Origin of the sequence: Aldersonia sp. NBC_00410, from assembly GCF_026342035.1 — a bacterium.
Lineage (GTDB): Bacteria > Actinomycetota > Actinomycetes > Mycobacteriales > Mycobacteriaceae > Aldersonia.
This window is the reverse complement of the sequence record NZ_JAPENM010000008.1, coordinates 189,235-210,141: the sequence shown is the minus strand read 5'-3', so window position 1 is coordinate 210,141 and position 20,907 is coordinate 189,235. Positions and strand designations below refer to the sequence as shown.

The following is a 20,907-nucleotide window of genomic DNA, read 5'->3' as shown; positions in this document are numbered from 1 at the left end:
ATGGCATTCCATTCCCATTCGAGCCCGGCCGATAACATGAGCGTCGGCCGATGAGTTCTCGAGTATCGACCGGATCCATCCCAACCCAAGCCGAGGAGCACACTGCCGTGACCACGCCAGCCTCAACAGTCCCACTCGAGTCGGTCCGGGTGGCGGCCGGGACGACGGCGGGCGCGGCCGTGCGGGAAGCCGGCCTGCCGGGCAAGGGCGCCGACGCGATCGTTGTCGTGCGCGACGTCGAGGGGCAGTTGCGCGACCTGTCCTGGGTACCGGATACCGACGCCGAGGTCGAGCCGGTCGCGGCGAACACCGAGGATGGCCGCAGCGTCCTCCGGCACTCGGCAGCGCATGTCCTCGCCCAGGCCGTGCAACAGGAGTTCCCGGAGGCCAAGCTCGGTATCGGTCCGCCGATCAAGGACGGCTTCTACTACGACTTCCGCGTCGATCGCCCGTTCACGCCGGAGGATCTGACAAAGCTCGAAAAGCGGATGAAGCAGATCGTCAAGGGTTCGCAGCGATTCTCCCGCCGCGTCACCGACGTCGACGCCGCCCAGGTCGAACTGGCGAACGAGCCGTTCAAACTCGAGCTGATCACCGACAAGTCCGGCATCGACGATCCCGAGGTGATGGAGGTCGGCGGGAACGAGCTGACGATCTACGACAACCTCGACCCGCGCACCGGCGAGAAGGTGTGGGGCGACCTGTGCCGCGGCCCACACATTCCGACCACCAAGCACATTCCTGCCTTCAAGCTGACCCGCAGTTCCGCCGCGTACTGGCGCGGTGACCAGAATCGCGAGGACCTGCAGCGGATCTACGGCACCGCGTGGGAATCGCAGGAAGCGCTCGACGAGCACGTGCGGCTGCTCGAGGAGGCCGAAAAGCGCGACCACCGCAAGCTCGGGCTGCTGCTCGACCTGTTCAGCTTCCCCGACGAGCTCGGCTCGGGCCTGCCGGTGTTCCACCCCAAGGGCGGCATCATCCGCAAGGAGCTCGAGGACTACTCACGCAAGCGGCACGTCGAGGCGGGCTACGAGTTCGTCAACACTCCGCACATCACCAAGGGCCATCTGTTCGAGGTGTCGCGACACCTCGAGTGGTACGCCGACGGCATGTTCCCGCCGATGCATCTCGACGCGGAGTACAACGAGGACGGCACGGTCCGCAAGCCCGGGCAGGACTACTACGTCAAGCCGATGAACTGCCCGATGCACAACCTGATCTTCCGGTCGCGGGGGCGCTCCTACCGCGAACTGCCGCTGCGCATGTTCGAGTTCGGCTCGGTGTACCGGTACGAGAAGTCGGGCGTCGTGCACGGACTCACCCGGGTGCGCGGCATGACGCAGGACGATTCGCACATCTACTGCACCAAGGAGCAGATGCGCGACGAGCTGACCTCGATCCTGAACTTCGTTCTCGACCTGCTGAAGGACTACGGGCTCGACGACTTCTATCTCGAGCTGTCCACCAAGGACCCGGAGAAGTACGTCGGCGACGACGCCACCTGGGACGAGGCGACCGCGGTGCTCGCCGAGGTCGCGCAGGCGTCCGGGCTCGACCTGGTGCCCGATCCGGGCGGCGCCGCGTTCTACGGTCCGAAGATCTCCGTGCAGACCAAGGACGCGCTCGGCCGCAACTGGCAGATGTCCACGATCCAGCTCGACTTCTTCGAACCCGATCTGTTCGAGCTCGAGTACACCGGCGCCGACGGCGCCAAGCAACGCCCGGTGATGATCCACCGCGCGCTGTTCGGCTCGATCGAGCGCTTCTTCGGCGTGCTGACCGAGCACTACGCGGGCGCGTTCCCGGCCTGGCTTGCGCCGGTGCAGGTGGTGGGCATTCCCGTCGCGGACGCGCACGTACCGCATCTCGAGCAGGTCATCGAGAGGCTGCAGCGCGCGGGCGTGCGCGCCGAGGTGGACGTCACCGACGATCGGATGCAGAAGAAGATCCGCACGCACACCACGCAGAAGGTGCCGTTCATGCTGCTCGCCGGCGAACGGGACGTGGAAGCCGATGCGGTGAGTTTCCGCTTCCGCGACGGCACCCAGGCCAACGGTGTCCCGGTCGAGGAAGCGGTGACGCTGATCTCCGAGTGGATCGCACGCCGCGAGAATGCTTCGCCCACTTCGGAAACCGTTCGCTCCGCAGGCTCCGCTGATGCCGCAGGCTCCGCTCCTGCCGAGCCGGTGCGTCCGGCATGAGCGAGGAGGAGTTGGTCGACCGCGGGGCGGGCGACCCCGACCGGCTCGAACGAATCTGGACCCCGCATCGGATGTCCTATATCGCCGAGGCCGTGAAACCGGCCGACGCGACGGGGGAGCCCTTTACCGACATCCCCAAGATGGCCGATGAGGACGGGCTCGTCGTGGCGCGTGGGGAGCTGGTGTACGCGGTGCTCAACCTGTATCCCTACAACCCCGGGCACATGATGATCGTGCCGTACCGGCGGGTGTCCGAGCTCGAGGATCTGACCGCCGAGGAAAGCGCCGAGCTGATGGCGTTCGCCCAGCGCGCTATCACTGTGATGAAGCAGGTGTCGCGGCCGCACGGGTTCAACGTGGGTCTCAACCTCGGCGGGGTCGCGGGCGGCTCGCTCGCCGAACACCTGCACCTGCACGTCGTGCCGCGCTGGGGTGGGGACGCCAACTTCATCACGATCATCGGCGGAGTGAAAACGATGCCGCAGCTGCTGCGTGAGACGCGGGCGTTGCTCGCCTCGGCATGGCAGTCGTGACCGGTTACAGTGCGGTGGATTCGATCGCACGAGAACGGGAGTTGTCGCGGTGCTGAGCTTCTTCGGGCGGGAGGCGGTTCAGAAGGTCACCGCGCCGCTGGGTAGGGCACTGGTCGGCACCGGTCTGACGCCGGACGCGGTGACGCTGATCGGCACCGCGGGGTCCATCACCGCTGCAGTCACGCTGTTTCCGTCGGGCCACCTGTTCTGGGGCACGATCGCGATCTGGCTGTTCGTCATGTTCGACATGCTCGACGGCGCGATGGCGCGGGCTCGGGGTGGTGGAACGAAATATGGCGCAGTGCTCGACGCGACCTGCGACCGGGTCGCCGACGGTGCCATCTTCGCCGGCCTCGCCTGGTGGGGGGTCTACCACGAGGGCAGTAAGTCACTGCTCATCGCGACCCTGATCTGCCTGGTCACCTCGCAGGTGATCTCGTACGCCAAGGCGCGCGCCGAGGCGAGCGGGCTGTCCGCCGATGGTGGCCTGATCGAGCGGCCCGACCGGCTGGTCATCGTGCTCATCGGCACCGGCCTCACCGGTATCGCCGGGTATTGGGGAGTCGACTGGCTGGAATGGGCGGTATACGTCGCGATGTGGCTGCTCGCGGCGGCCAGCATCGTCACCGTGTTCCAGCGCGTGCTCGCCGTGCGCCGCTCGCCCGGGGCGCGCGACGTGATCTCGACGCAGCGCCCGGCATCCGACGGCACGGAGAATGCAGCCACCGACGGCACGGAGAATGCAACCACCGACGGCACGGAGAATGCACCATCGTGAATGTCCGCGAACGCCTGTCGGATCTGGGATACGCGGGCGGCTGGCGACTTGTGCGGGCGCTGCCCGAGCCGGTCGCCCGCGGCGCGTTCGACCGTGGCGCGAACTTTGCCGCCCGCAACGGGGGACCGGTTCAGTTGCGGCGCAACCTGGCTCGCGTGCTCGGTGTCGATGCTTCCGCCGTGCCCGACGACTTGATTGCCGCCTCGCTGCGGTCCTACGCACGGTACTGGCGGGAGGCCTTCCGGCTGCCTGCAATGGATCTGCCGCGCGTTGCCGCGGACGTGGATTCCTCCATCGCCGGGCGCGAACACATCCAGGCGGCGCTCGACCAGGGCCGCGGGGCGATCGTGGCGTTACCGCACAGCGGCAACTGGGACATGGCTGGAGTGTGGCTCGTGCAGACTTTCGGGCAGTTCGCGACGGTGGCCGAACGATTGAAACCGGAGTCGCTGTACGACCGGTTCGTCGCCTACCGCGAATCGCTCGGGTTCGAGATCTTTCCGCTCACCGGTGGCGCGCAGCCGCCGTTCGCCGCGCTGTCGCAGCGGCTACAAACCAACAAAGTCATCTGCCTGCTCGGTGAGCGCGACCTCGCCCGCCGCGGAGTTCCCGTGACCTTCTTCGGCGAGCCGACCAGGATGCCGGCCGGTCCCGCCAAACTCGCGATCGAGACCGGTGCCGCTCTGCTGCCGGCGCACTGCTGGTTCACCGACGACGGCTGGGGTGCCTCGATCCATCCGGAGATCGACGTCTCGGCCGGGGTCGAGGCGGCCACGCAGGCGCTCGCAGACCGCTTCGCCACGAACATCGCCGCACACCCGGCCGACTGGCACATGCTGCAGCCACTCTGGATGGCCGACCTGTCCGATGCGCGGCGCGCCCGGATCGCCGCAGACGGCAGGACCGAGTCGTGAGAATCGGCATGGTGTGCCCGTACTCGTTCGATGTGCCCGGCGGTGTGCAGGCGCACGTCGCCGAGCTCGCCGCGGTGCTGATCGAGCGTGGGCACCGGGTGAGCGTGCTCGCGCCGGCCGATGACAACACGGTCCTGCCGGACTATGTGGTCTCCGCGGGCCGCGCCGTCGCGATCCCCTACAACGGCTCGGTCGCGAGGTTGTCGTTCGGCCCGACCGCCTACGGCCGGATCAGGCGCTGGATCACCGACAACGATTTCGATGTCCTGCATATCCACGAACCGAATGCGCCAAGCCTGTCGATGCTCGCCCTCAAGATCGCCGAAGGCCCGATCGTCGCCACATTTCATACCTCGACGACGAAATCGCTTGTGCTGAGCACATTTCAGGGTGTGCTGCGGCCGTACCACGAGAAGATCAGCGGTCGGATCGCGGTGTCCGAACTCGCCCGCCGGTGGCAGGTCGAGGCCCTCGGATCGGACGCGGTGGAGATCCCGAACGGTGTGGACGTGCCGATGTTCCGCAATGCGGCACCGCTGCCCGGCTATCCGCGCGACGGCGGAACCATACTGTTCCTCGGCCGCTACGACGAACCGCGCAAGGGTATGACGATCCTGCTCGCGGCCCTGCCGTTCCTGGTCGAACGCCACCCGGATCTGCAGGTGCTCGTGGTCGGCCGTGGCGATGAGGATCGACTCCGTCGGGAGGCGGGGCGGTGCGCGAAGCACCTTCGCTTCCTCGGACAGGTCGGCGATGCCGAGAAGGCTTCCGCGATGCGTAGTGCCGACGTCTACTGCGCACCGAACACCGGTGGGGAGAGCTTCGGCATCGTGCTGGTCGAGGCGATGGCCGCGGGCACCGCGGTGGTGGCGAGCGATCTCGATGCGTTCCGTCGAGTGCTGCGCGACGGTACGGCGGGGGTGCTGGTACCCACCGGGGACTCGGTCCGGCTCGGTGAGGCGATCGATGGCGTGCTGGCCGACCGGGACCGCCGCGACAGCCTGATCGCGACCGCGTCCCGCGCGGTCGGCGACTACGACTGGCCGGTCGTGGCCGACCAGATTCTGCGCGTGTACGAGACCGTCACGGTCGGCGATGTACGGGTGCGGGTGGCATCGTAATGACGATTTCCGCGCTGACCATCCTCATCCTGGCGCTGATCGCCGCGCTCATTCTCGCCGCGGTGTTGCTGGCGTATTCGACGGCGAACCGGCTCGACCGCCTGCACGTGCGGACCGATCTGTCATGGCACGCCCTCGATGCCGCGCTGGCCCGCCGCGCCGTGGTGGCGCGTGCGGTGTCGGGCGCGACCTCGGTCTCCAACGTCGAACAGAGCAAGCGACTCGTCTCGTTGGCCGACCGCGCCGAGCGGGCCGACCGTGACGAACGCGAATGGGTGGAGAACGAACTCTCGGCGGCGCTGTCGCGTATCGACATCGAAACCCTGCGGCCGCAGCTCGTAGCCGAGTTGGCCGACGCGGAAGCCCGGGTGCTGATCGCGCGACGGTTCCACAACGACTCGGTGCGCGACACGCTCGCGCTGCGGACCCGTCGGCCGGTGCGTTGGCTGCACCTCGGCGGCACCGCGCCACTGCCAATCTATTTCGAGATTGCCGAGCGGTCCGCGCCGTCTGCGGCGACCGGACTGAGCCTGGACTCCACGCGCACCTCCGCGCGGGTTGTACTGCTCGACGAGCACGGCAGGGCGTTGCTCCTACAGGGGCACGACCCGGTGGTGCCGGACGTGTCGTTCTGGTTCACCGTCGGTGGTCGCGTCGAGCCGGGCGAGACGCTGCGAATGGCGGCCGTGCGGGAGATCCGCGAGGAGACGGGCCGGATCGTCGCCGAAACGGAGTTGCGCGGCCCGATGTGGCGCCGCGTCGCGGTCTTCCCGTTCAACGGTGAGCTGATCCGTTCCGAGGAACTGTTCTTCGCGCTGGAATCGCCCGCCTTCGAGCCGCACATCGGCGGACGGACCGAGCTCGAACGCCGCGCCATCACCGGTCACAGGTGGTGTACAGCCGAGGACATCGCGGGACTGGATGCGCTCGGCGAAACCGTTTATCCGCGCGAACTCGCCGATCTGCTGCCCGAGGCGCAGCGCGTCGCGGGCGCCGTGCTGGAACCCGAGGTCAGGTCGATCCACTGACCTGGCGGACCAGTCGAATTCGACTGGATATCGGCACGTGACGGGCGCAGCCTAGAATCGTGGGGGTAACGCGCTGCGCGCCGAGTCCGGTGCGCCGACAACCGAGAGCAACGAGCAGGAGTTGGCAGTGAGCACGCCCGAAGCGACCCAGACCACCGGTACGGCGCGCGTCAAGCGCGGAATGGCCGAGATGCTCAAGGGTGGCGTGATCATGGACGTCGTCACCGCGGAGCAGGCAAAGATCGCCGAGGACGCCGGCGCGGTCGCCGTGATGGCGCTCGAGCGGGTGCCCGCGGACATTCGCGCCCAGGGTGGCGTCTCCCGGATGAGTGACCCGGACATGATCGACGGCATCATCTCGGCCGTGTCGATCCCGGTCATGGCCAAGGCCCGCATCGGACATTTCGTCGAGGCACAGATCCTGCAGAGCCTCGGCGTCGATTACGTCGACGAGTCCGAGGTGCTTACTCCCGCGGACTACACCAACCACATCGACAAGTGGGCGTTCACCGTTCCGTTCGTCTGCGGTGCGACCAACCTCGGCGAGGCGTTGCGCCGGATCACCGAGGGAGCGGCGATGATTCGCTCCAAGGGCGAGGCCGGCACCGGCGACGTGTCGAACGCCACGACGCATATGCGCAAGATTCGCGACGAGATCCGGCGGCTCACCTCATTGCCCGCCGACGAGTTGTACGTCGCGGCAAAGGAACTGCAGGCGCCCTACGACCTCGTGCGTGAGGTCGCCGAGGCGGGCAAGCTGCCGGTGACGCTATTCACCGCCGGTGGCATCGCCACCCCCGCCGACGCCGCGATGATGATGCATCTCGGCGCCGAGGGCGTGTTCGTCGGATCCGGAATCTTCAAGTCCGGCAACCCCGCCGAGCGCGCGGCCGCGATCGTGAAGGCGACCACGTTCTACGACGATCCGGATGTCCTCGCGAAGGTGTCGCGAGGCCTCGGTGAGGCGATGGTCGGCATCAACGTCGACGATCTCCCGGTGTCGCACCGCTTGGCCGAGCGGGGCTGGTAGGCGGTCCGGCTAGCGCTGCACCGCGGGTCGCTGCGGATGATCCCAGCGCACAACGATGTCGGCGGGTTCGGCGTCGCGTTCGTGGCGTAGCAGCGCAGGCACAGTCCAGAGTTGCTCCGGCTCGGTGGCGCGCCGCAGCGCGGCCTCGGACATGTCGAGCCGCACGGTGAGATCGAAACCGAGGCCGCGCCCGCGCAGCATCGGACCCGCCACGATCACGACGTCGGTTCCGCCCGCGTCCAGTGCGGCTGCGCGGGGCGAGCGGTCGGTGTGCTCGTCCCACAGCCGGGGCAGCCACCTACCGTGCAACCGCAGTCCGTCGATCACCTCGCGTTGTAGTGCGGCATAGTCGAACCACGCACTGCGATAGGAGGTTTCGTCGGTGTGGCCGTATTCCAGCCGCACCGACGCCGGTCGGACGAAGTCGTGCACCGACACCACCGAAGCCGGCCTGCCGATATTGCGCACGCTGGCGGCGAGTCGGTCTGCCAGTTCGCCGGGATGTGCAGCGTCGGCGCCGTCGAGGGCCACCGCGGCCCGCCCTTCGATGCTCTGCAGTCGCGTCTCGATGAGCGTGATCAAACCGTCGACGGTGATGGGCGTGAAGGTCGGCACCGGTCCATCTTGCCGACTTCGCGGGTCGTACCGAATGCGCAAGTTCGGACCGCGGCGGATTGCTAGCCTTTGACCAGCAGAAGGAGACACATGGCGACGATCGAAGAGGCCCTCGAGGTCGAACGGCTCGAAAAGGACATCTTCCGTGGCGCTATCGTCAAAACGCACCTGCAGCGCACCTTCGGCGGACAGGTCGCCGGACAGGCGCTCGTAGCCGCGGTGCGCACCGTGGAGCCACAGTTCAGCGTGCACTCCTTGCACGGCTACTTCCTGCGCCCCGGCAATCCGGACGCGCACACCGTGTATCTCGTCGACCGGATCCGCGACGGCCGGTCCTTCGTCACCCGCCGGGTCACCGGTGTGCAGGACGGCAAGGCGATCTTCACGATGTCCTCGTCGTTCCATGTCGGTGACGAGGGCATCGAGCACCAGGACACCATGCCCGCGGTGGTCGGCCCCGAGGAGTTGCCCGATTCGCGCGACCAACTCCCGGAACGGCGCGAGTGGATGAGTCACTGGCAGGATTGGGACATCCGGATCGTCCCGGAGGACAAGGTCGTTCGCTACGGACGCATCGCGTCGCAGCAACAGGTGTGGTTCCGCTATCGGGGCGAACTGCCCGACGACCCGGTCTTCCACGTCTGCACGCTGACCTACATGAGCGACATGACGCTGATCGGGTCGGCGAACGCCATCCATCCCGGTGTGGACACGCAGGTGGCGTCGCTCGACCATGCGCTGTGGTTTCTGCGACCGTTCCGCGCCGACGAGTGGCTGCTGTACGACCAGACCTCACCGTCGGCCGGGATGGGCCGGGCGCTGGCGCAGGGCCGGATCTACAACCGCGAGGGGGCGATGGTCGCCGCCGTGGTCCAGGAGGGGCTGCAGCGGTTGCTTCGCACGGACGACCCGGGCTGATCGCTCGCCTGCGCTGAGCGATCGCGCCGTGGTCCGTATCCTCGTTGCGTGCAGACGACCCCGAGCGTGCATCCCGCCCGCCGAGTAGCGAAGCGGAACGGTGCGACAGTGCAGCCGAGTAGCGAAGCGGAACGGTGCGACAGTGCAGCCGAGTAGCGAAGCGGAACGGTGCGACAGTGCCGCCGAGTAGCGAAGTGGAACGGCGTGACAATGCCGCCGGGCCGAGGATCGGCGTGCTCGCCCTGCAGGGCGACTTTCGCGAGCATTTCGGCGCGCTGCACTCCTGTGGTGCGACGCCGGTGCCGGTGCGGCGGATCGGTGAGCTCGACAGTGTCGACGGACTTGTCATCCCGGGCGGCGAGTCGACGACGATGAGCAAGTTGCTCGAGGTGTTCGACCTGTTGGAGCCGCTGCGCAAACGGCTGCGCGATGGGATGCCGGCGTTCGGTTCCTGCGCGGGAATGATCCTGCTCGCCGCGGAGGTGCTCGACACCAGGCCGGACGCACAGCATCTCGACGGCATCGACATGACGGTGCGGCGCAATGCGTTCGGCCGGCAGGTCGACTCGTTCGAAACCAACCTCGATTTCGCCGGACTCACCGGTGATCCGGTGCGAGCCGTTTTCATCCGCGCGCCGTGGGTGGAGCGGGCCGGGCCCGGCGTCGAGGTGCTCGCGACCGTGCCCGACGGGCCGGCGGCAGGCCGAATCGTCGCGGTGCGCCAGGGCAATGTGCTGGCCACCGCGTTTCACCCCGAGGTGACCGGGGATCTGCGCGTGCACGAACTGTTCACCGCAATCGTGCGGGCAGCTGCGTAGTCGAGTGGGAGGCGACGGTCGAATCGAGTAGTCGACCACTCGCGCTCGGGCGGGCGTGTGCACCGACTCTGGTTCGCGCACATTCGCAACCGACCAGGGAGTCCACATGACCACCGTCCTCGCCCCCGCAACAGAACAACCGCCCTACCCCTTCGAAGGCGATATCACCGATCGGCGTTCGAGGTTCCGGTCCATCACCCGCACGACACCGAAGGAGCCCGACGCGACTAGGGCGTTCGTCGCCGCCAAGTTGGCAACCCTGAGGTCGCACAAAAATCTTGCCCGCTCGGCGGCCGAGGAATCGCTGGCCGCTGCCCTCGGCTACCCGGCAGTAGAGGCGCTCGCGGCGGAGTCGGCACCCACACCCGGCGGCGTCGGCTATGGGATGTTCTACACCGCCGCGTTCCGCACCGCGTTCAACCGTGGTACCTCGCTGTACTACGAGATCGTCTGCCCGACCCAGCCCGCCGGCAACGTCAACACGTACCTCTACCTGACGTCAACCAACCGGGCGCAGAAGGGCGTCGAGGCGTTCGTGTCCTACAACGGCCAGAACGACACCAGGTTCAAGGTGTTCGACTGGGCGCGTACGGATCACTGGCAGACCGATGTGCGTTTCGCGGATATCGGCCCCTACCTGCACAGTGCCGTCGCGCACGGGTGGGGACTGCAGACGATCCAGGTGTGGAATTCGACCTACGAGATCGGCGCCGGGCGCTGGCGCAACGAGGTACTGCTGCACAACCGGGCCGCGAACCGTTGGGACCTGGTCTACCGCTTCGACTACAACTCGAATCCGGCCGAACAGATCGCGGGCTGGGTCGGCAGCTGGGGACCGATCGTCGAGACGTTCCAGAGCAGCTATTCGGGACTGCGCTGGCTCGGCTTCCTGAACACCATGCTGATCGCACGCGACAGCGCCGGAAACTGGGGCAACTGGGGGCTGTTGGGCAGCAGCCAGAGCACCGTCCGCAACGACGGGCAGGGCTTCACGCCGCTGTTCCTCGACCCCAACTACTCCCTCGTCGTGAAAAGCTGATGTCGTGAGCGATGACGAGATCGCCGACCGCCGCGAACTGTTCGAACGGCTTTCGCGACGGTCGGCCGCCCCGAGCGCCGAAGAGTTCATCGAGCACAAAATCGAGATCGTCCGGTCGGACCCGGATCTCACCGATGCGGAGAAGGACCGCGCTATTGCCGAACTGCGGGGCAAGCAGCGTTCGGCCGGCGAGTAAACTGGCATGGTTGTTCGGACTGCCAGTTGAAAGAAGGGGCGCATGAGCGGCCACTCCAAATGGGCCACCACCAAGCACAAGAAGGCCGTTGTCGACGCGAAGCGCGGCAAGATGTTCGCGAAGTTGATCAAGAACATCGAGGTGGCCGCGCGCACCGGTGGCGGTGACCCGACGGGCAACCCGACGCTGTACGACGCCATTCAAAAGGCGAAGAAGTCGTCGGTGCCCAACGACAACATCGAGCGCGCCCGCAAGCGTGGTGGCGGCGAAGAGGCGGGCGGCGCCGACTGGCAGACGATCATGTACGAGGGATATGGCCCGAACGGCGTCGCCGTGCTGATCGAGTGCCTGACCGACAACCGCAACCGCGCGGCCGGCGAGGTGCGCACCGCGATGACCCGCAACGGCGGCAACATGGCCGACCCGGGTTCGGTGGCGTACCTGTTCAGCCGCAAGGGTGTCGTGCTGCTCGAGAAGCACGACCTGTCCGAGGACGACGTCCTGCTCGCCGTGCTCGAGGCCGGCGCCGAGGACGTCAACGACCTCGGTGACAGCTTCGAGGTGGTCAGCGAGCCGACAGATCTGGTGGCGGTGCGGTCGTCCCTGCAGGACGCCGGCATCGACTACGACTCGGCCGAGGCGAGCTTTCAGCCGTCGGTGACGGTGCCCGTGGATGCCGACGGTGCGCGCAAGGTGTTCAAGCTCATCGACGCGCTCGAGGACTGCGACGATGTGCAGAACGTCTACTCGAACGTCGACGTCTCCGACGACGTGCTGGCCGAACTCGACGTCTGAGCCGACCCGGGGTCGTAGGGTCGCGGTATGCGAAGCGACATCCTCGACAACGCCGAACAGACCGGCACGCCGGGCACGTTCGTCCTGCAGAACTCCCGGATGCTGAAGGTCGATCTCGCCGGCACCGGTGGTTACTTCTATGCCTGGCAGGGGTCGATGGTGGCCTACCAGGGCGAGGTCGACTTCGCCTACGAGGGCAGCGGTGGTGTCGGCCGGTTCCTGAAAAAGGCGCTCACCGGTGAGGGCATGTCGCTGATGAAGGTCAGCGGCAGCGGCGACGTGTTCCTCGCCCGGGACGCGGACGAGATCTTCCTCGTCGAGCTCGAGGACGAGTCGGTGACCGTCAATGGCACCAACGTCCTCGCGTTCGAGAATTCACTTCGCTGGGACATCAACCGTGTCGAGGGCGCCTCGATGCTCAGCGGCGGATTGTTCAACACGACGTTCACCGGCCGTGGAGTTCTCGCGATCAACGTGTACGGCACTCCCGTCGTTCTGCGCGTCGACGTACCCACGTACGTCGACATGCAAAGTGCGGTGCTGTGGTCGACCTCGCTGCAGTCGAGTATTCGCAAAACCGCCAAGATGGCCGCGGCGATCGGTCGTGGTTCGGGGGAGGCCTATCAGCTGCAGCTGTCCGGCAATGGGATCGTCGTGGTGCAGGCCTCCGAGGGTCATCCGCCGCTCCCGAAGCAGTAGGTCCACTCTCGGCGAAGCAATGGGACGCAGCCCGCTTCACCGCCGTGTCGTGCAGGGGCGGCGTCCGATCCACCCGCTAGGCTCTCGAACAGCTGTTCGCAACGGGTGGGAGTGGGTCATTGCGCGTGATGGGTGTCGATCCCGGGTTGACCAGATGCGGAATCGCGCTGGTCGAGTCCGGCGGCGGGCGGCAGGTGACGGCGCTCGACGTCGACGTCGTGCGCACCGCCACCGATATGGACCTCTCCGCGCGCCTGCTCGCCATTTACACCGCGGCCTGCCACTGGCTCGACGTCCATCAACCGGACGTGGTGGCGATCGAGCGGGTCTTCGCGCAGCATCAGGTCTCGACGGCGATGGGGACGGCCCAGGCCGGTGGCGTGATCGCATTGGCGGCGGCGCAGCGGGACGTGGCAGTGCGGTTTCATACCCCATCGGAGGTAAAGGCCGCGGTGACCGGTAGCGGACGGGCCGATAAAGCTCAGGTCACCACTATGGTGACGCGAATTCTCGGGCTGCAGACCAAGCCCACGCCGGCCGACGCGGCCGACGCGCTCGCGCTTGCGATCTGTCACTGCTGGCGCGCGCCGATGCTGGAGCGGATGGCGCAGGCCGAGGAGCTTGCGGCCGAGCAGAAGCGCAAATATGCGGCGACGCTGGCGCGCGCACGGAAGGAGACAGGGACCAGATGATCGCATCGGTACGCGGCGAGGTACTCGACATCGGCCTCGACCATGCGGTGCTCGAGGCGGCAGGCGTCGGCTACCGGCTCAACGCGACCCCCGCGACACTGGCCACGTTGCAGCGCGGTGCGGAGGTCCGGCTGTTCAGCGCGATGGTCGTCCGCGAGGATTCGATGACGCTCTACGGTTTCGCCGACACCGAGTCGCGCGAGCTGTTCGGATTGTTGCAGACCGTCTCCGGTGTCGGGCCGCGGCTTGCGATGGCGATTCTGGCGGTGCTCGAACCGGAGGCATTGCGCAAGGCCCTGGCCGAAGGGAACGTCGTCGCACTCACCCGGGTGCCCGGCATCGGAAAGCGCGGCGCGGAACGAATGGTCGTCGAGCTGCGCGACAAAGTGGAAGCCGTTGCGACAGCTGATATTCCGGGTGGCTCCGGGGCGGTGATCCCGTCCGTCGGCGCCGTCCGCGAGCAGATCGTGGAGGCGCTCACCGGACTCGGATTCCCGGCCAAGCAAGCCGAACAGGCCACCGATGCCGTCCTCGCCGATCAACCCGAGCTCGACAGCTCCCGTGCCCTGCGCGCCGCATTGGCACTGCTCGGGAAAAACAAATGAGTACCGAGCCCGAGGTGGGTGCGGAGTCCGAGGCTTCGACGGTCACCGCGAGGTACCTGAGTTCGGACGGCGAGCTCGAGACAAGTCTGCGACCGAGTTCGCTCGACGACTTCATCGGCCAGCCGCGGGTGCGCGAACAACTCGCCCTTGTGCTGCGCGGCGCGAAGATGCGCGGCGGTACACCCGATCACATTCTGATGTCCGGTCCGCCCGGCCTCGGTAAGACGAGCATGGCGATGATCATCGCCGGCGAACTCGGCTCCGCCTTGCGTGTCACGTCCGGCCCGGCACTGGAACGGGCCGGCGACCTCGCGGCGATGCTCAGCAACCTCGTCGAGGGCGACGTGCTGTTCATCGACGAGATTCACCGGATCGCCCGCCCGGCCGAAGAGATGCTCTATCTCGCCATGGAGGACTTCCGGGTGGACGTGGTGGTCGGCAAGGGGCCCGGCGCGACGTCCATTCCGCTCGATGTCGCACCGTTCACGCTGGTCGGTGCGACGACCAGGTCGGGAGCGCTCACCGGACCGCTGCGCGACCGGTTCGGTTTCACCGCGCACATGGACTTCTACGAACCCGCGGAGCTGCAACTGATCCTCGCCCGCTCGGCGCGGATCCTCGGCATCGAGCTCGGCGCCGACGCCGCGGCAGAGATTGCGGGCCGCTCGCGCGGGACGCCACGGATCGCGAACCGGCTGCTGCGCCGGGTGCGCGACTACGCCGATGTGCGCGCCGACGGAGTCATCACCGTCGAAGTCGCAGAGGCCGCGCTCGCCGTCTACGACGTGGATCGGATCGGGCTCGATCGGCTCGACCGAGCGGTGCTCGCCGCATTGATTCGCAGCTTCGGCGGAGGGCCGGTCGGTGTCTCGACGCTCGCGGTCGCGGTCGGTGAGGAACCCGCGACGGTCGAGGAGGTCTGCGAACCGTTCCTGGTCCGGGCCGGGATGGTCGCGCGCACCCCGCGCGGACGAGTCGCGACGGCAGCCGCATGGGAGCAACTCGGCCTGGTTCCGCCTCCCGATCTGGCGATCGGCGGGATCGAGGTCCGCGCGAACGAGCCGCAGATGGGCCTGTTCGAGTAGCGCGGCACCATCGGGCACCGAGCGGACACGGGTGCCGCAGAGTAGGGATCGAAGCACGCTAGTGGCACACTGGGTAATTGCGCTGGCCCGACCGGGGTCAGTGACGAACCCGCCTGAAATCTCCGAGGACTGATTTCGACAATGGAACTCCTGTTTCCGCTCCTGATTGTTGCCCTGCTCGTACCGATGTTTTTGAGCATGCGGCGTCAGCGCAAGGAACTGGCCAAGACCGCCAACCTGCAGGACTCGGTGAAGGTCGGCGATCGTGTCGTCACCTCCTCCGGCGTCTATGGCACGGTCGTCGAGGTGGACACGACCACGGTCGATCTCGAGATCGCGCATGACGTCGTAACGACCTGGCTCAAGCTAGCGATCCGGGAAGTACTCGCGGACGAGGACGAGACCGAGGACATCGACTCGGTATCGGATTCGGACACCGCGGAGGAGCGGCCCGAAGACACCGAGCGTCGCCTCAACCAGGAATGATGCACGCGAAGCCCTCGCAGATGCCAGTTGGGCATCCGCGAGGGCTTCGGCGCGCGTGAACGGTGGATTCGCCGCGCGCACGTAATAGTCAGCTGCGCCGACGGCACGGCTGAGACCTAGGAGAACAACAGACTGTGGCATCCTCGCAGGAAGTGCGGCCCACCCGGCTGCTTGCACTGTTCGCAGTGCTCGTAGCCGTGGTGTATGCACTCGTCTTTTTCACCGGCGACCAATCCGCGACACCCAAGTTGGGTATCGACCTGCAAGGCGGCACCCGGGTGACGCTCACCGCGCGGACCCCCGACGGCAGCAAACCCAGCCAGGACAGCCTGCGCCGCGCCCAGGAGATCATCGAGACACGCGTCAACGGACTCGGCGTCTCCGGCTCCGAGGTCGTCATCGACGGCGACAACCTGGTCATCACGGTCCCCGGCGACAACAGTTCGCAGGCCCGCTCGCTCGGCCAGACGGCGCGCCTCTACATCCGTCCCGTCATCACCTCCCAGCCCGCCGGCCAGGCCCGGGCGCCCTCCACACCGGCGCCGGCCGAGCCCGCGACCGGAACACCACCGGGTGCACCGGCCGAGCCGGCACCACAGCCACAGAACCGCCCGTTCCCGGCGCAGGAACCGACGACCAGCCAGGCGCCCGCGCCGAGCGGTGAGCAGACGCCGGCGCCGACCGAACAGACGCCGGCGGAAGCCGGCAGCGCCGATCAGGCCGCAGCCGAGATCTCCGCCGCCAAGGCGACCCGCCAAAGCACCGATCCAACGGTGCAGCAGCAGGCGATGGCCGAACTCGACTGCAGCGCGCCCGACCCGTTGCAGGGCAACGACGACCCGACGCTCCCGCTGGTCGCGTGCTCGACCGAGGGCGACTACGTGTATCTGCTTGGTCCGAGCATCATCGACGGTCAGGAAATCGCGGACGCGACGTCGGGCTTCAACTCGCAGCAGGCGCGTCACGAGGTCAGCCTGAATTTCAAGTCCGGTGGTAGCCAAACCTGGGCGGAGTTCACCTCGCAGAACATCGGCAAGCAGGCCGCGTTCGTGCTGGATTCGAAGGTGGTCAGCGCACCGGTGGTGCAGGGGGCAACGCCGGCCGGCAGTGCCACCTCGATCACCGGCAACTTCACCGCGTCCACCGCGAAGGAACTCGCGAACACCCTGAAATACGGCTCGCTGCCGCTGTCGTTCTCGGCGTCGGAGGCGGAAACGGTATCGGCGACCCTCGGTCTCGCCTCCCTGCAGGCGGGTCTGGTGGCCGGCCTCATCGGCCTGATCGCGGTGCTGATCTACTCACTCGCGTACTACCGGCTGCTCGGCGCGATCGTCGCCCTGTCGCTGGTCTGCTCCGGTGTCATGGTCTACGGCATCATGGTGTTGCTCGGGCGGTGGATCAACTTCACCCTCGACCTCGCCGGAATCGCCGGCCTCATCATCGGTATCGGCATGACGGCGGACTCGTTCGTGGTGTTCTTCGAACGCATCAAGGACGAGATGCGTGAGGGTCGAAGTTTCCGCTCCGCGGTGCCGCGCGGCTGGGCCCGGGCACGCCGGACGATCCTTTCCGGCAACGCGGTGAGCTTCATCGCCGCCGCGGTGCTCTACGCCCTCGCGGTCGGGCAGGTTCGCGGCTTCGCGTTCACCCTCGGCCTGACCACGATCCTCGACGTGGTGGTCGTGTTCCTCGTGACCGCGCCGCTCGTGACCATCGCCTCGCGCACGTCGTTCTGGTCGAAACCGTCGGTCAACGGTCTCGGTGCGATCCAGCAGGTCGCGCGTGAACGCAAGCAGGCGGCCGTGCTCGCCGGACGGGAGGCATGAGATGAGCGAGTCGAACACGAGCGCAACCGTGATTACGGAACAGGCGCCGCAGCACAGCCGGCTCTCCCGGCTCTACACCGGTACCGGTGCGTTCGAAATCGTCGGGCGCCGCCGGGTGTACTACGCGATCACCGGCGTGGTCATGCTGATCTGCCTCCTGAGCATCGTGTTCCGTGGCTTCACGCTCGGGATCGACTTCGAGGGTGGCTCGAAGATTTCGCTTCCCGCTGCGGACAACGTCACGACCGCGCAAGTCGAAGCTGTCTATGCGGAGGCATTGGGCACCGAACCGGTATCCGTGCAGACCGTCGGGTCGGGGTCGTCGTCGACGATCCAGATCCGGTCCGAGGCGCTCACCCTCCAGGAGGCCGCCACCCTCACCGATGCCCTGTACGACGCCTTCCAGCCGGTCGACTCGTCGGGCAACCCGAGTCGTAACGAGATCAGCACCTCCGATGTCAGCGAGACCTGGGGCAGCCAGATCACCAAGAAGGCGTTGATCGCGCTCGCGGTCTTCCTTGTCTTGGTGAGCCTCTACATCACGGTCCGCTACGAACGTGACATGGCATTGGCCGCGCTGGCGGCCCTGGTCTTCGACCTGGTGGTGACCGCGGGCCTGTACTCGATCGTCGGTCTCGAAGTCACGCCGGCAACGGTCATCGGTCTGCTGACCATCCTCGGCTTCTCGCTGTACGACTCCGTCGTGGTGTTCGACAAGGTGGAGGAAAACACGCGCGGAGTCCTGCATCTGAATAGGCGCACGTACGGCGAACAGGCGAATCTGGCGATCAACCAGACGTTGATGCGCTCGATCAACACGACAGTGATCGGCATTCTGCCGGTGATCGGGCTGCTGGTTGTCGCAGTGTGGCTGCTCGGGGTCGGCACACTGAAGGATCTGGCCGTGGTCCAGCTCGTCGGCATGATCGTTGGCGCGTATTCGTCGATCTTCTTCGCGACACCGCTGCTCGTGTCGATCAAGGAACGGTGGGGACCAGTGGCGGCACACACGAAGAAGGTGCTCGCGCGCCGGGAACAGGCGGAGACGGGAGCGGCGGCGAAGACAACCGCCGCGTCTCCGGCAGGCGCTACCGCAGCGGGAGTGCGCGTCGCAAACACGACCGCGACTCTCGACCGCCCCGCTGGCAATGCCGCCGAGCGCTCGGCTCGGGAGGCCCGGACCGGGGCGCCCAGACCGGGTGCGCGGCCCACCGGAAAGCGGCAGAAGAAGCGGCACTGAGGTGGGGGCCCGATTGTCCGGCGCGGACGGGCGACGCGCTCGTGTCATCGTTGCCGTGCTGGCCGCGTTCGGCGTCACCGCAGGGGTGCTGACCGGCTGTTCGCAGGAGAGCCCGGTGCCCTCGATCGGCTACGCGATCGACAACCTGATCACGACCTACAACGCGAATACCACCGCGGGCGCGTCCTCCGGTGCGCTCGCCGCATTCGGTCGCACCCTGACCGGGCTCAGCTACGTCGGGCCGCTGGGCGGCCCGGTGACCGACACGGATGCAGGCACCGCCACCGTGGTGCCAGGGGATGCGCTGACCGTGCAGTACCGACTGAATCCGGACGGCGTCTACTCCGACGGCACGCCGACCACGTGCGATGATCTCGTTCTGGCCTGGGTCGCCAACAGCGGTCGCTTCCTGCGGTCGGGTGACGGCGGCGCGCGGTTGCCGATGTTCGACTCGGCCGACACCGCCGGCTACTCCGACATCGATCGCGTCGAGTGCCAGCCGGGTGCGAAAGACGCCACTGTGGTGTTCCGGCCGGGGCAAGGGTTCACCGAGTGGCAGACGTTGTTTTCCGCCACCGAACTGATGCCCGCCCATATTGCTGCCCGCGCCGCCGGGGTGGACAGCGTCGTGACGACCGTCCAGGCGGGCGACCAGCAGGGGCTGGGCCGGATCGCGGACTTCTGGAACACGGGCTGGAACCTGACACCGGGACAGCTCGACACCGCGCTGTTCCCGTCGTCGGGGCCCTACCGCATCTCCTCCTACTCCGAGGACGACGGTCTGGTGCTCGTCGCGAACGAGCGATGGTGGGGCAACAAGCCCCAAACCCCGCGAATCGTGCTGTGGCCGAAAAACTTCGACATCGCCGCGAAGGTCGATGACGACGCGGTTCAGGTGATCGACATCGGCGCCGAATCGGTGCCCGGCCTCGATATGAAGGACTTCGTCACGGCGAACGTCCCGTCGCGCAATGCCGAGCAACTCGTGCTGAGCACCGGCGGCGTGCTGGCCAACCCCGAGGCTCGTCGAGCGCTCGCACTGTGCGCCCCGCGCACGGCGTTGTTCGACCAGCTCGGGCACCCGGGTTTCGAAAACGCGCGCGGACTCGGCTCGGGCGTGCTCAATTCCCGGATCGTGCAGCAGGACACGCTGATCTATCCGCCCGTCGCCGCGGGTGGGGCCGTGTTCCCCGGCGGCGATGTGCCCGGCGCGGTCGACGCGCTCGGCCGGGCCGGCGTCACCAACCCGACTGTGCGAATCGGCTACCTTGCGCCGGACGACCGGCGTGCCAAGACGGTGACCGCTATCGCGGACGCCTGCAAGCCCGCCGGAATTACCGTTGAGGACGCGAGCGGGCCACAGTTCGGGCCGCAGGAATTGCGCGCGGGCAAGGTCGACGCGGTGCTTACCGGAACTGCGAGCGCGCCGGGGACCGCGGGTGCCGCGTTCGACACCGACGCGCTCAACGCATTGCGCGGGGGCAGCGCCTCGAACTTCGGTGGATTCGCCAATCCGCGGTACGACGCGATCGTCGCCCAGCTGGGTACGGATCCGTCGCCCGATTCCCAGCTGAACCTGTCCACCGAGGCCGAGAACCTGCTGTGGAGCGAGTTGCCGTCGATTCCGCTGTTCGCGCAGCCACGCACGATAGCCTTCGCGCAGGGGCTCGGTGCGGGAGTTCCGAACCCGACCAAGGCGGGAACGGGCTGGAATATGGACCGATGGGTGCTGAAGCGATGAGCGCTGCGGAGGCGGTCAACCGGCTTACCCGATGGCGCGATGATTTCCCCACGCCCGGAGTGCGGTTCGCGGACCTCACCCCCGTCTTCGCCGACGGCGAGGCGCTGAAGGCGATCATCGACGGCCTCGCGGCCACCGGGCCGGATGCAGACCTCGTGGCGGGGATCGACGCTCGCGGATTTCTCCTCGGCGCCGGTGTGGCAATCGCGCTGAACCGTGGGGTCCTCGCCGTCCGCAAGGGCGGCAAATTGCCACCGCCGGTGCTCACCCGCGAATACCAGCTCGAGTACGGCACCGCACGCCTCGAAATCCCCGGCGACGGGCTCGATCTGCGCGGCAAACGGGTCCTGCTCGTCGACGACGTCCTCGCCACCGGCGGCACGCTCGCGGCAGCGGCGGAGTTGCTGGGCCAGGCCGGTGCGAGCATCACTGCCGTTGGTGTCGTGCTGGAGTTGACCGCGCTCGGCGGACGTTCCCGCGCGGGGGATTACCCGCTGACATCCTTGGTGCAAGTCTGAGGACTAAAGTTGGCCCGATCGGCGTT

General features: G+C 67.3%; 22 protein-coding genes. 21 read left to right on the top strand and 1 reads right to left on the bottom strand.

The window, feature by feature from the left end:
• Window positions 1-107: 107 nt before the first annotated feature.
• The 7 genes from thrS (at window position 108) to pdxS (ending at window position 7,608) form a co-directional block, all read left to right on the top strand.
• Window positions 108-2,204, top strand: a complete 2,097-nt coding sequence (gene thrS / locus OG921_RS19340) for a threonine--tRNA ligase (RefSeq protein WP_266114142.1) — start codon at window positions 108-110, stop codon at window positions 2,202-2,204.
• The gene (locus OG921_RS19335) at window positions 2,201-2,737 is read left to right on the top strand and encodes an HIT domain-containing protein (protein WP_266114141.1); all 537 of its coding nucleotides are present in this window, start codon (window positions 2,201-2,203) and stop codon (window positions 2,735-2,737) included. Before thrS ends, OG921_RS19335 begins: the two co-directional genes overlap by 4 nt.
• Before the next feature lie 49 nt (window positions 2,738-2,786).
• Complete coding sequence (gene pgsA, locus OG921_RS19330) at window positions 2,787-3,515, top strand: phosphatidylinositol phosphate synthase (RefSeq protein WP_266114140.1); 729 nt, start codon at window positions 2,787-2,789, stop codon at window positions 3,513-3,515.
• Window positions 3,512-4,429 carry a phosphatidylinositol mannoside acyltransferase gene (locus tag OG921_RS19325; RefSeq protein WP_266114139.1) on the top strand — a complete coding sequence of 306 codons (918 nt, stop codon included), beginning with the start codon at window positions 3,512-3,514 and terminating at the stop codon, window positions 4,427-4,429. The genes pgsA and OG921_RS19325 overlap by 4 nt, the downstream gene beginning before the upstream one ends.
• Entirely contained in the window at window positions 4,426-5,550 is a 1,125-nt protein-coding gene (locus OG921_RS19320) for a glycosyltransferase family 4 protein (protein ID WP_266114138.1), read from the top strand. Before OG921_RS19325 ends, OG921_RS19320 begins: the two co-directional genes overlap by 4 nt.
• Window positions 5,550-6,578, top strand: coding sequence for an NUDIX domain-containing protein (locus tag OG921_RS19315; RefSeq protein ID WP_266114137.1), 1,029 nt, complete (start codon window positions 5,550-5,552; stop codon window positions 6,576-6,578). The genes OG921_RS19320 and OG921_RS19315 overlap by 1 nt, the downstream gene beginning before the upstream one ends.
• A 127-nt stretch (window positions 6,579-6,705) precedes the next feature.
• Window positions 6,706-7,608, top strand: a complete 903-nt coding sequence (gene pdxS / locus OG921_RS19310; RefSeq protein WP_266114136.1) for a pyridoxal 5'-phosphate synthase lyase subunit PdxS — start codon at window positions 6,706-6,708, stop codon at window positions 7,606-7,608.
• Between the two features lie 9 nt (window positions 7,609-7,617).
• On the opposite strand, the gene OG921_RS19305 is transcribed toward pdxS, so the two are convergent.
• Window positions 7,618-8,223, bottom strand: a complete 606-nt coding sequence (locus OG921_RS19305) for a hypothetical protein (RefSeq protein WP_266114135.1) — start codon at window positions 8,221-8,223, stop codon at window positions 7,618-7,620.
• Between the two features lie 90 nt (window positions 8,224-8,313).
• Between OG921_RS19305 and OG921_RS19300 the strand changes: the two genes are divergently transcribed.
• From OG921_RS19300 to OG921_RS19235, 14 genes are all read left to right on the top strand, one after another.
• The gene (locus OG921_RS19300; protein WP_266114134.1) at window positions 8,314-9,141 is read left to right on the top strand and encodes an acyl-CoA thioesterase II; all 828 of its coding nucleotides are present in this window, start codon (window positions 8,314-8,316) and stop codon (window positions 9,139-9,141) included.
• 176 nt (window positions 9,142-9,317) lie between these two features.
• On the top strand, window positions 9,318-9,959 hold the full coding sequence (gene pdxT, locus OG921_RS19295; protein WP_266114133.1) for a pyridoxal 5'-phosphate synthase glutaminase subunit PdxT: 642 nt from the start codon (window positions 9,318-9,320) through the stop codon (window positions 9,957-9,959).
• Between the two features lie 106 nt (window positions 9,960-10,065).
• Complete coding sequence (locus tag OG921_RS19290) at window positions 10,066-10,998, top strand: hypothetical protein (protein ID WP_266114132.1); 933 nt, start codon at window positions 10,066-10,068, stop codon at window positions 10,996-10,998.
• Between the two features lie 4 nt (window positions 10,999-11,002).
• Window positions 11,003-11,194 (top strand): hypothetical protein, encoded by a 192-nt coding sequence (locus OG921_RS19285; RefSeq protein WP_266114131.1) that lies wholly within the window; start codon window positions 11,003-11,005, stop codon window positions 11,192-11,194.
• Window positions 11,195-11,236: 42 nt separating this feature from the next.
• Window positions 11,237-11,989: a YebC/PmpR family DNA-binding transcriptional regulator gene (locus OG921_RS19280; protein ID WP_266114130.1), complete on the top strand. Its 753-nt coding sequence runs from the start codon at window positions 11,237-11,239 to the stop codon at window positions 11,987-11,989.
• Window positions 11,990-12,016: 27 nt separating this feature from the next.
• Window positions 12,017-12,688, top strand: coding sequence for an AIM24 family protein (locus OG921_RS19275; RefSeq protein WP_266114129.1), 672 nt, complete (start codon window positions 12,017-12,019; stop codon window positions 12,686-12,688).
• Window positions 12,689-12,807: 119 nt separating this feature from the next.
• A complete protein-coding gene (ruvC, locus tag OG921_RS19270; protein ID WP_266114128.1) occupies window positions 12,808-13,380 on the top strand; it encodes a crossover junction endodeoxyribonuclease RuvC in 573 nt (190 codons plus the stop codon).
• The gene (gene ruvA / locus OG921_RS19265; RefSeq protein ID WP_266114127.1) at window positions 13,377-13,985 is read left to right on the top strand and encodes a Holliday junction branch migration protein RuvA; all 609 of its coding nucleotides are present in this window, start codon (window positions 13,377-13,379) and stop codon (window positions 13,983-13,985) included. The genes ruvC and ruvA overlap by 4 nt, the downstream gene beginning before the upstream one ends.
• The gene (gene ruvB, locus OG921_RS19260; RefSeq protein WP_266114126.1) at window positions 13,982-15,070 is read left to right on the top strand and encodes a Holliday junction branch migration DNA helicase RuvB; all 1,089 of its coding nucleotides are present in this window, start codon (window positions 13,982-13,984) and stop codon (window positions 15,068-15,070) included. The genes ruvA and ruvB overlap by 4 nt, the downstream gene beginning before the upstream one ends.
• Before the next feature lie 141 nt (window positions 15,071-15,211).
• Window positions 15,212-15,556, top strand: a complete 345-nt coding sequence (gene yajC / locus OG921_RS19255) for a preprotein translocase subunit YajC (RefSeq protein ID WP_266114125.1) — start codon at window positions 15,212-15,214, stop codon at window positions 15,554-15,556.
• 152 nt (window positions 15,557-15,708) lie between these two features.
• Window positions 15,709-17,382 (top strand): protein translocase subunit SecD, encoded by a 1,674-nt coding sequence (secD, locus tag OG921_RS19250; protein ID WP_266114269.1) that lies wholly within the window; start codon window positions 15,709-15,711, stop codon window positions 17,380-17,382.
• 1 nt (window position 17,383) lies between these two features.
• The gene (secF, locus tag OG921_RS19245; RefSeq protein ID WP_266114124.1) at window positions 17,384-18,622 is read left to right on the top strand and encodes a protein translocase subunit SecF; all 1,239 of its coding nucleotides are present in this window, start codon (window positions 17,384-17,386) and stop codon (window positions 18,620-18,622) included.
• A 13-nt stretch (window positions 18,623-18,635) separates the two neighbouring features.
• A complete protein-coding gene (locus OG921_RS19240) occupies window positions 18,636-20,363 on the top strand; it encodes an ABC transporter substrate-binding protein (protein WP_266114123.1) in 1,728 nt (575 codons plus the stop codon).
• Entirely contained in the window at window positions 20,360-20,881 is a 522-nt protein-coding gene (locus OG921_RS19235) for an adenine phosphoribosyltransferase (protein ID WP_323182822.1), read from the top strand. The genes OG921_RS19240 and OG921_RS19235 overlap by 4 nt, the downstream gene beginning before the upstream one ends.
• The last annotated feature ends 26 nt before the right edge of the window (window positions 20,882-20,907 follow it).

Coding starts and splice junctions, on each gene's coding strand:
- OG921_RS19335 (WP_266114141.1), top strand. CDS start 2,201: ATGAGCGAGGAGGAGTTGGTCGACCGCGGGGCGGGCGACCCCGACCGG.
- OG921_RS19315 (WP_266114137.1), top strand. CDS start 5,550: ATGACGATTTCCGCGCTGACCATCCTCATCCTGGCGCTGATCGCCGCG.
- OG921_RS19300 (WP_266114134.1), top strand. CDS start 8,314: ATGGCGACGATCGAAGAGGCCCTCGAGGTCGAACGGCTCGAAAAGGAC.
- OG921_RS19290 (WP_266114132.1), top strand. CDS start 10,066: ATGACCACCGTCCTCGCCCCCGCAACAGAACAACCGCCCTACCCCTTC.
- OG921_RS19280 (WP_266114130.1), top strand. CDS start 11,237: ATGAGCGGCCACTCCAAATGGGCCACCACCAAGCACAAGAAGGCCGTT.
- OG921_RS19275 (WP_266114129.1), top strand. CDS start 12,017: ATGCGAAGCGACATCCTCGACAACGCCGAACAGACCGGCACGCCGGGC.
- ruvA (WP_266114127.1), top strand. CDS start 13,377: ATGATCGCATCGGTACGCGGCGAGGTACTCGACATCGGCCTCGACCAT.
- ruvB (WP_266114126.1), top strand. CDS start 13,982: ATGAGTACCGAGCCCGAGGTGGGTGCGGAGTCCGAGGCTTCGACGGTC.
- yajC (WP_266114125.1), top strand. CDS start 15,212: ATGGAACTCCTGTTTCCGCTCCTGATTGTTGCCCTGCTCGTACCGATG.
- secF (WP_266114124.1), top strand. CDS start 17,384: ATGAGCGAGTCGAACACGAGCGCAACCGTGATTACGGAACAGGCGCCG.
- OG921_RS19235 (WP_323182822.1), top strand. CDS start 20,360: ATGAGCGCTGCGGAGGCGGTCAACCGGCTTACCCGATGGCGCGATGAT.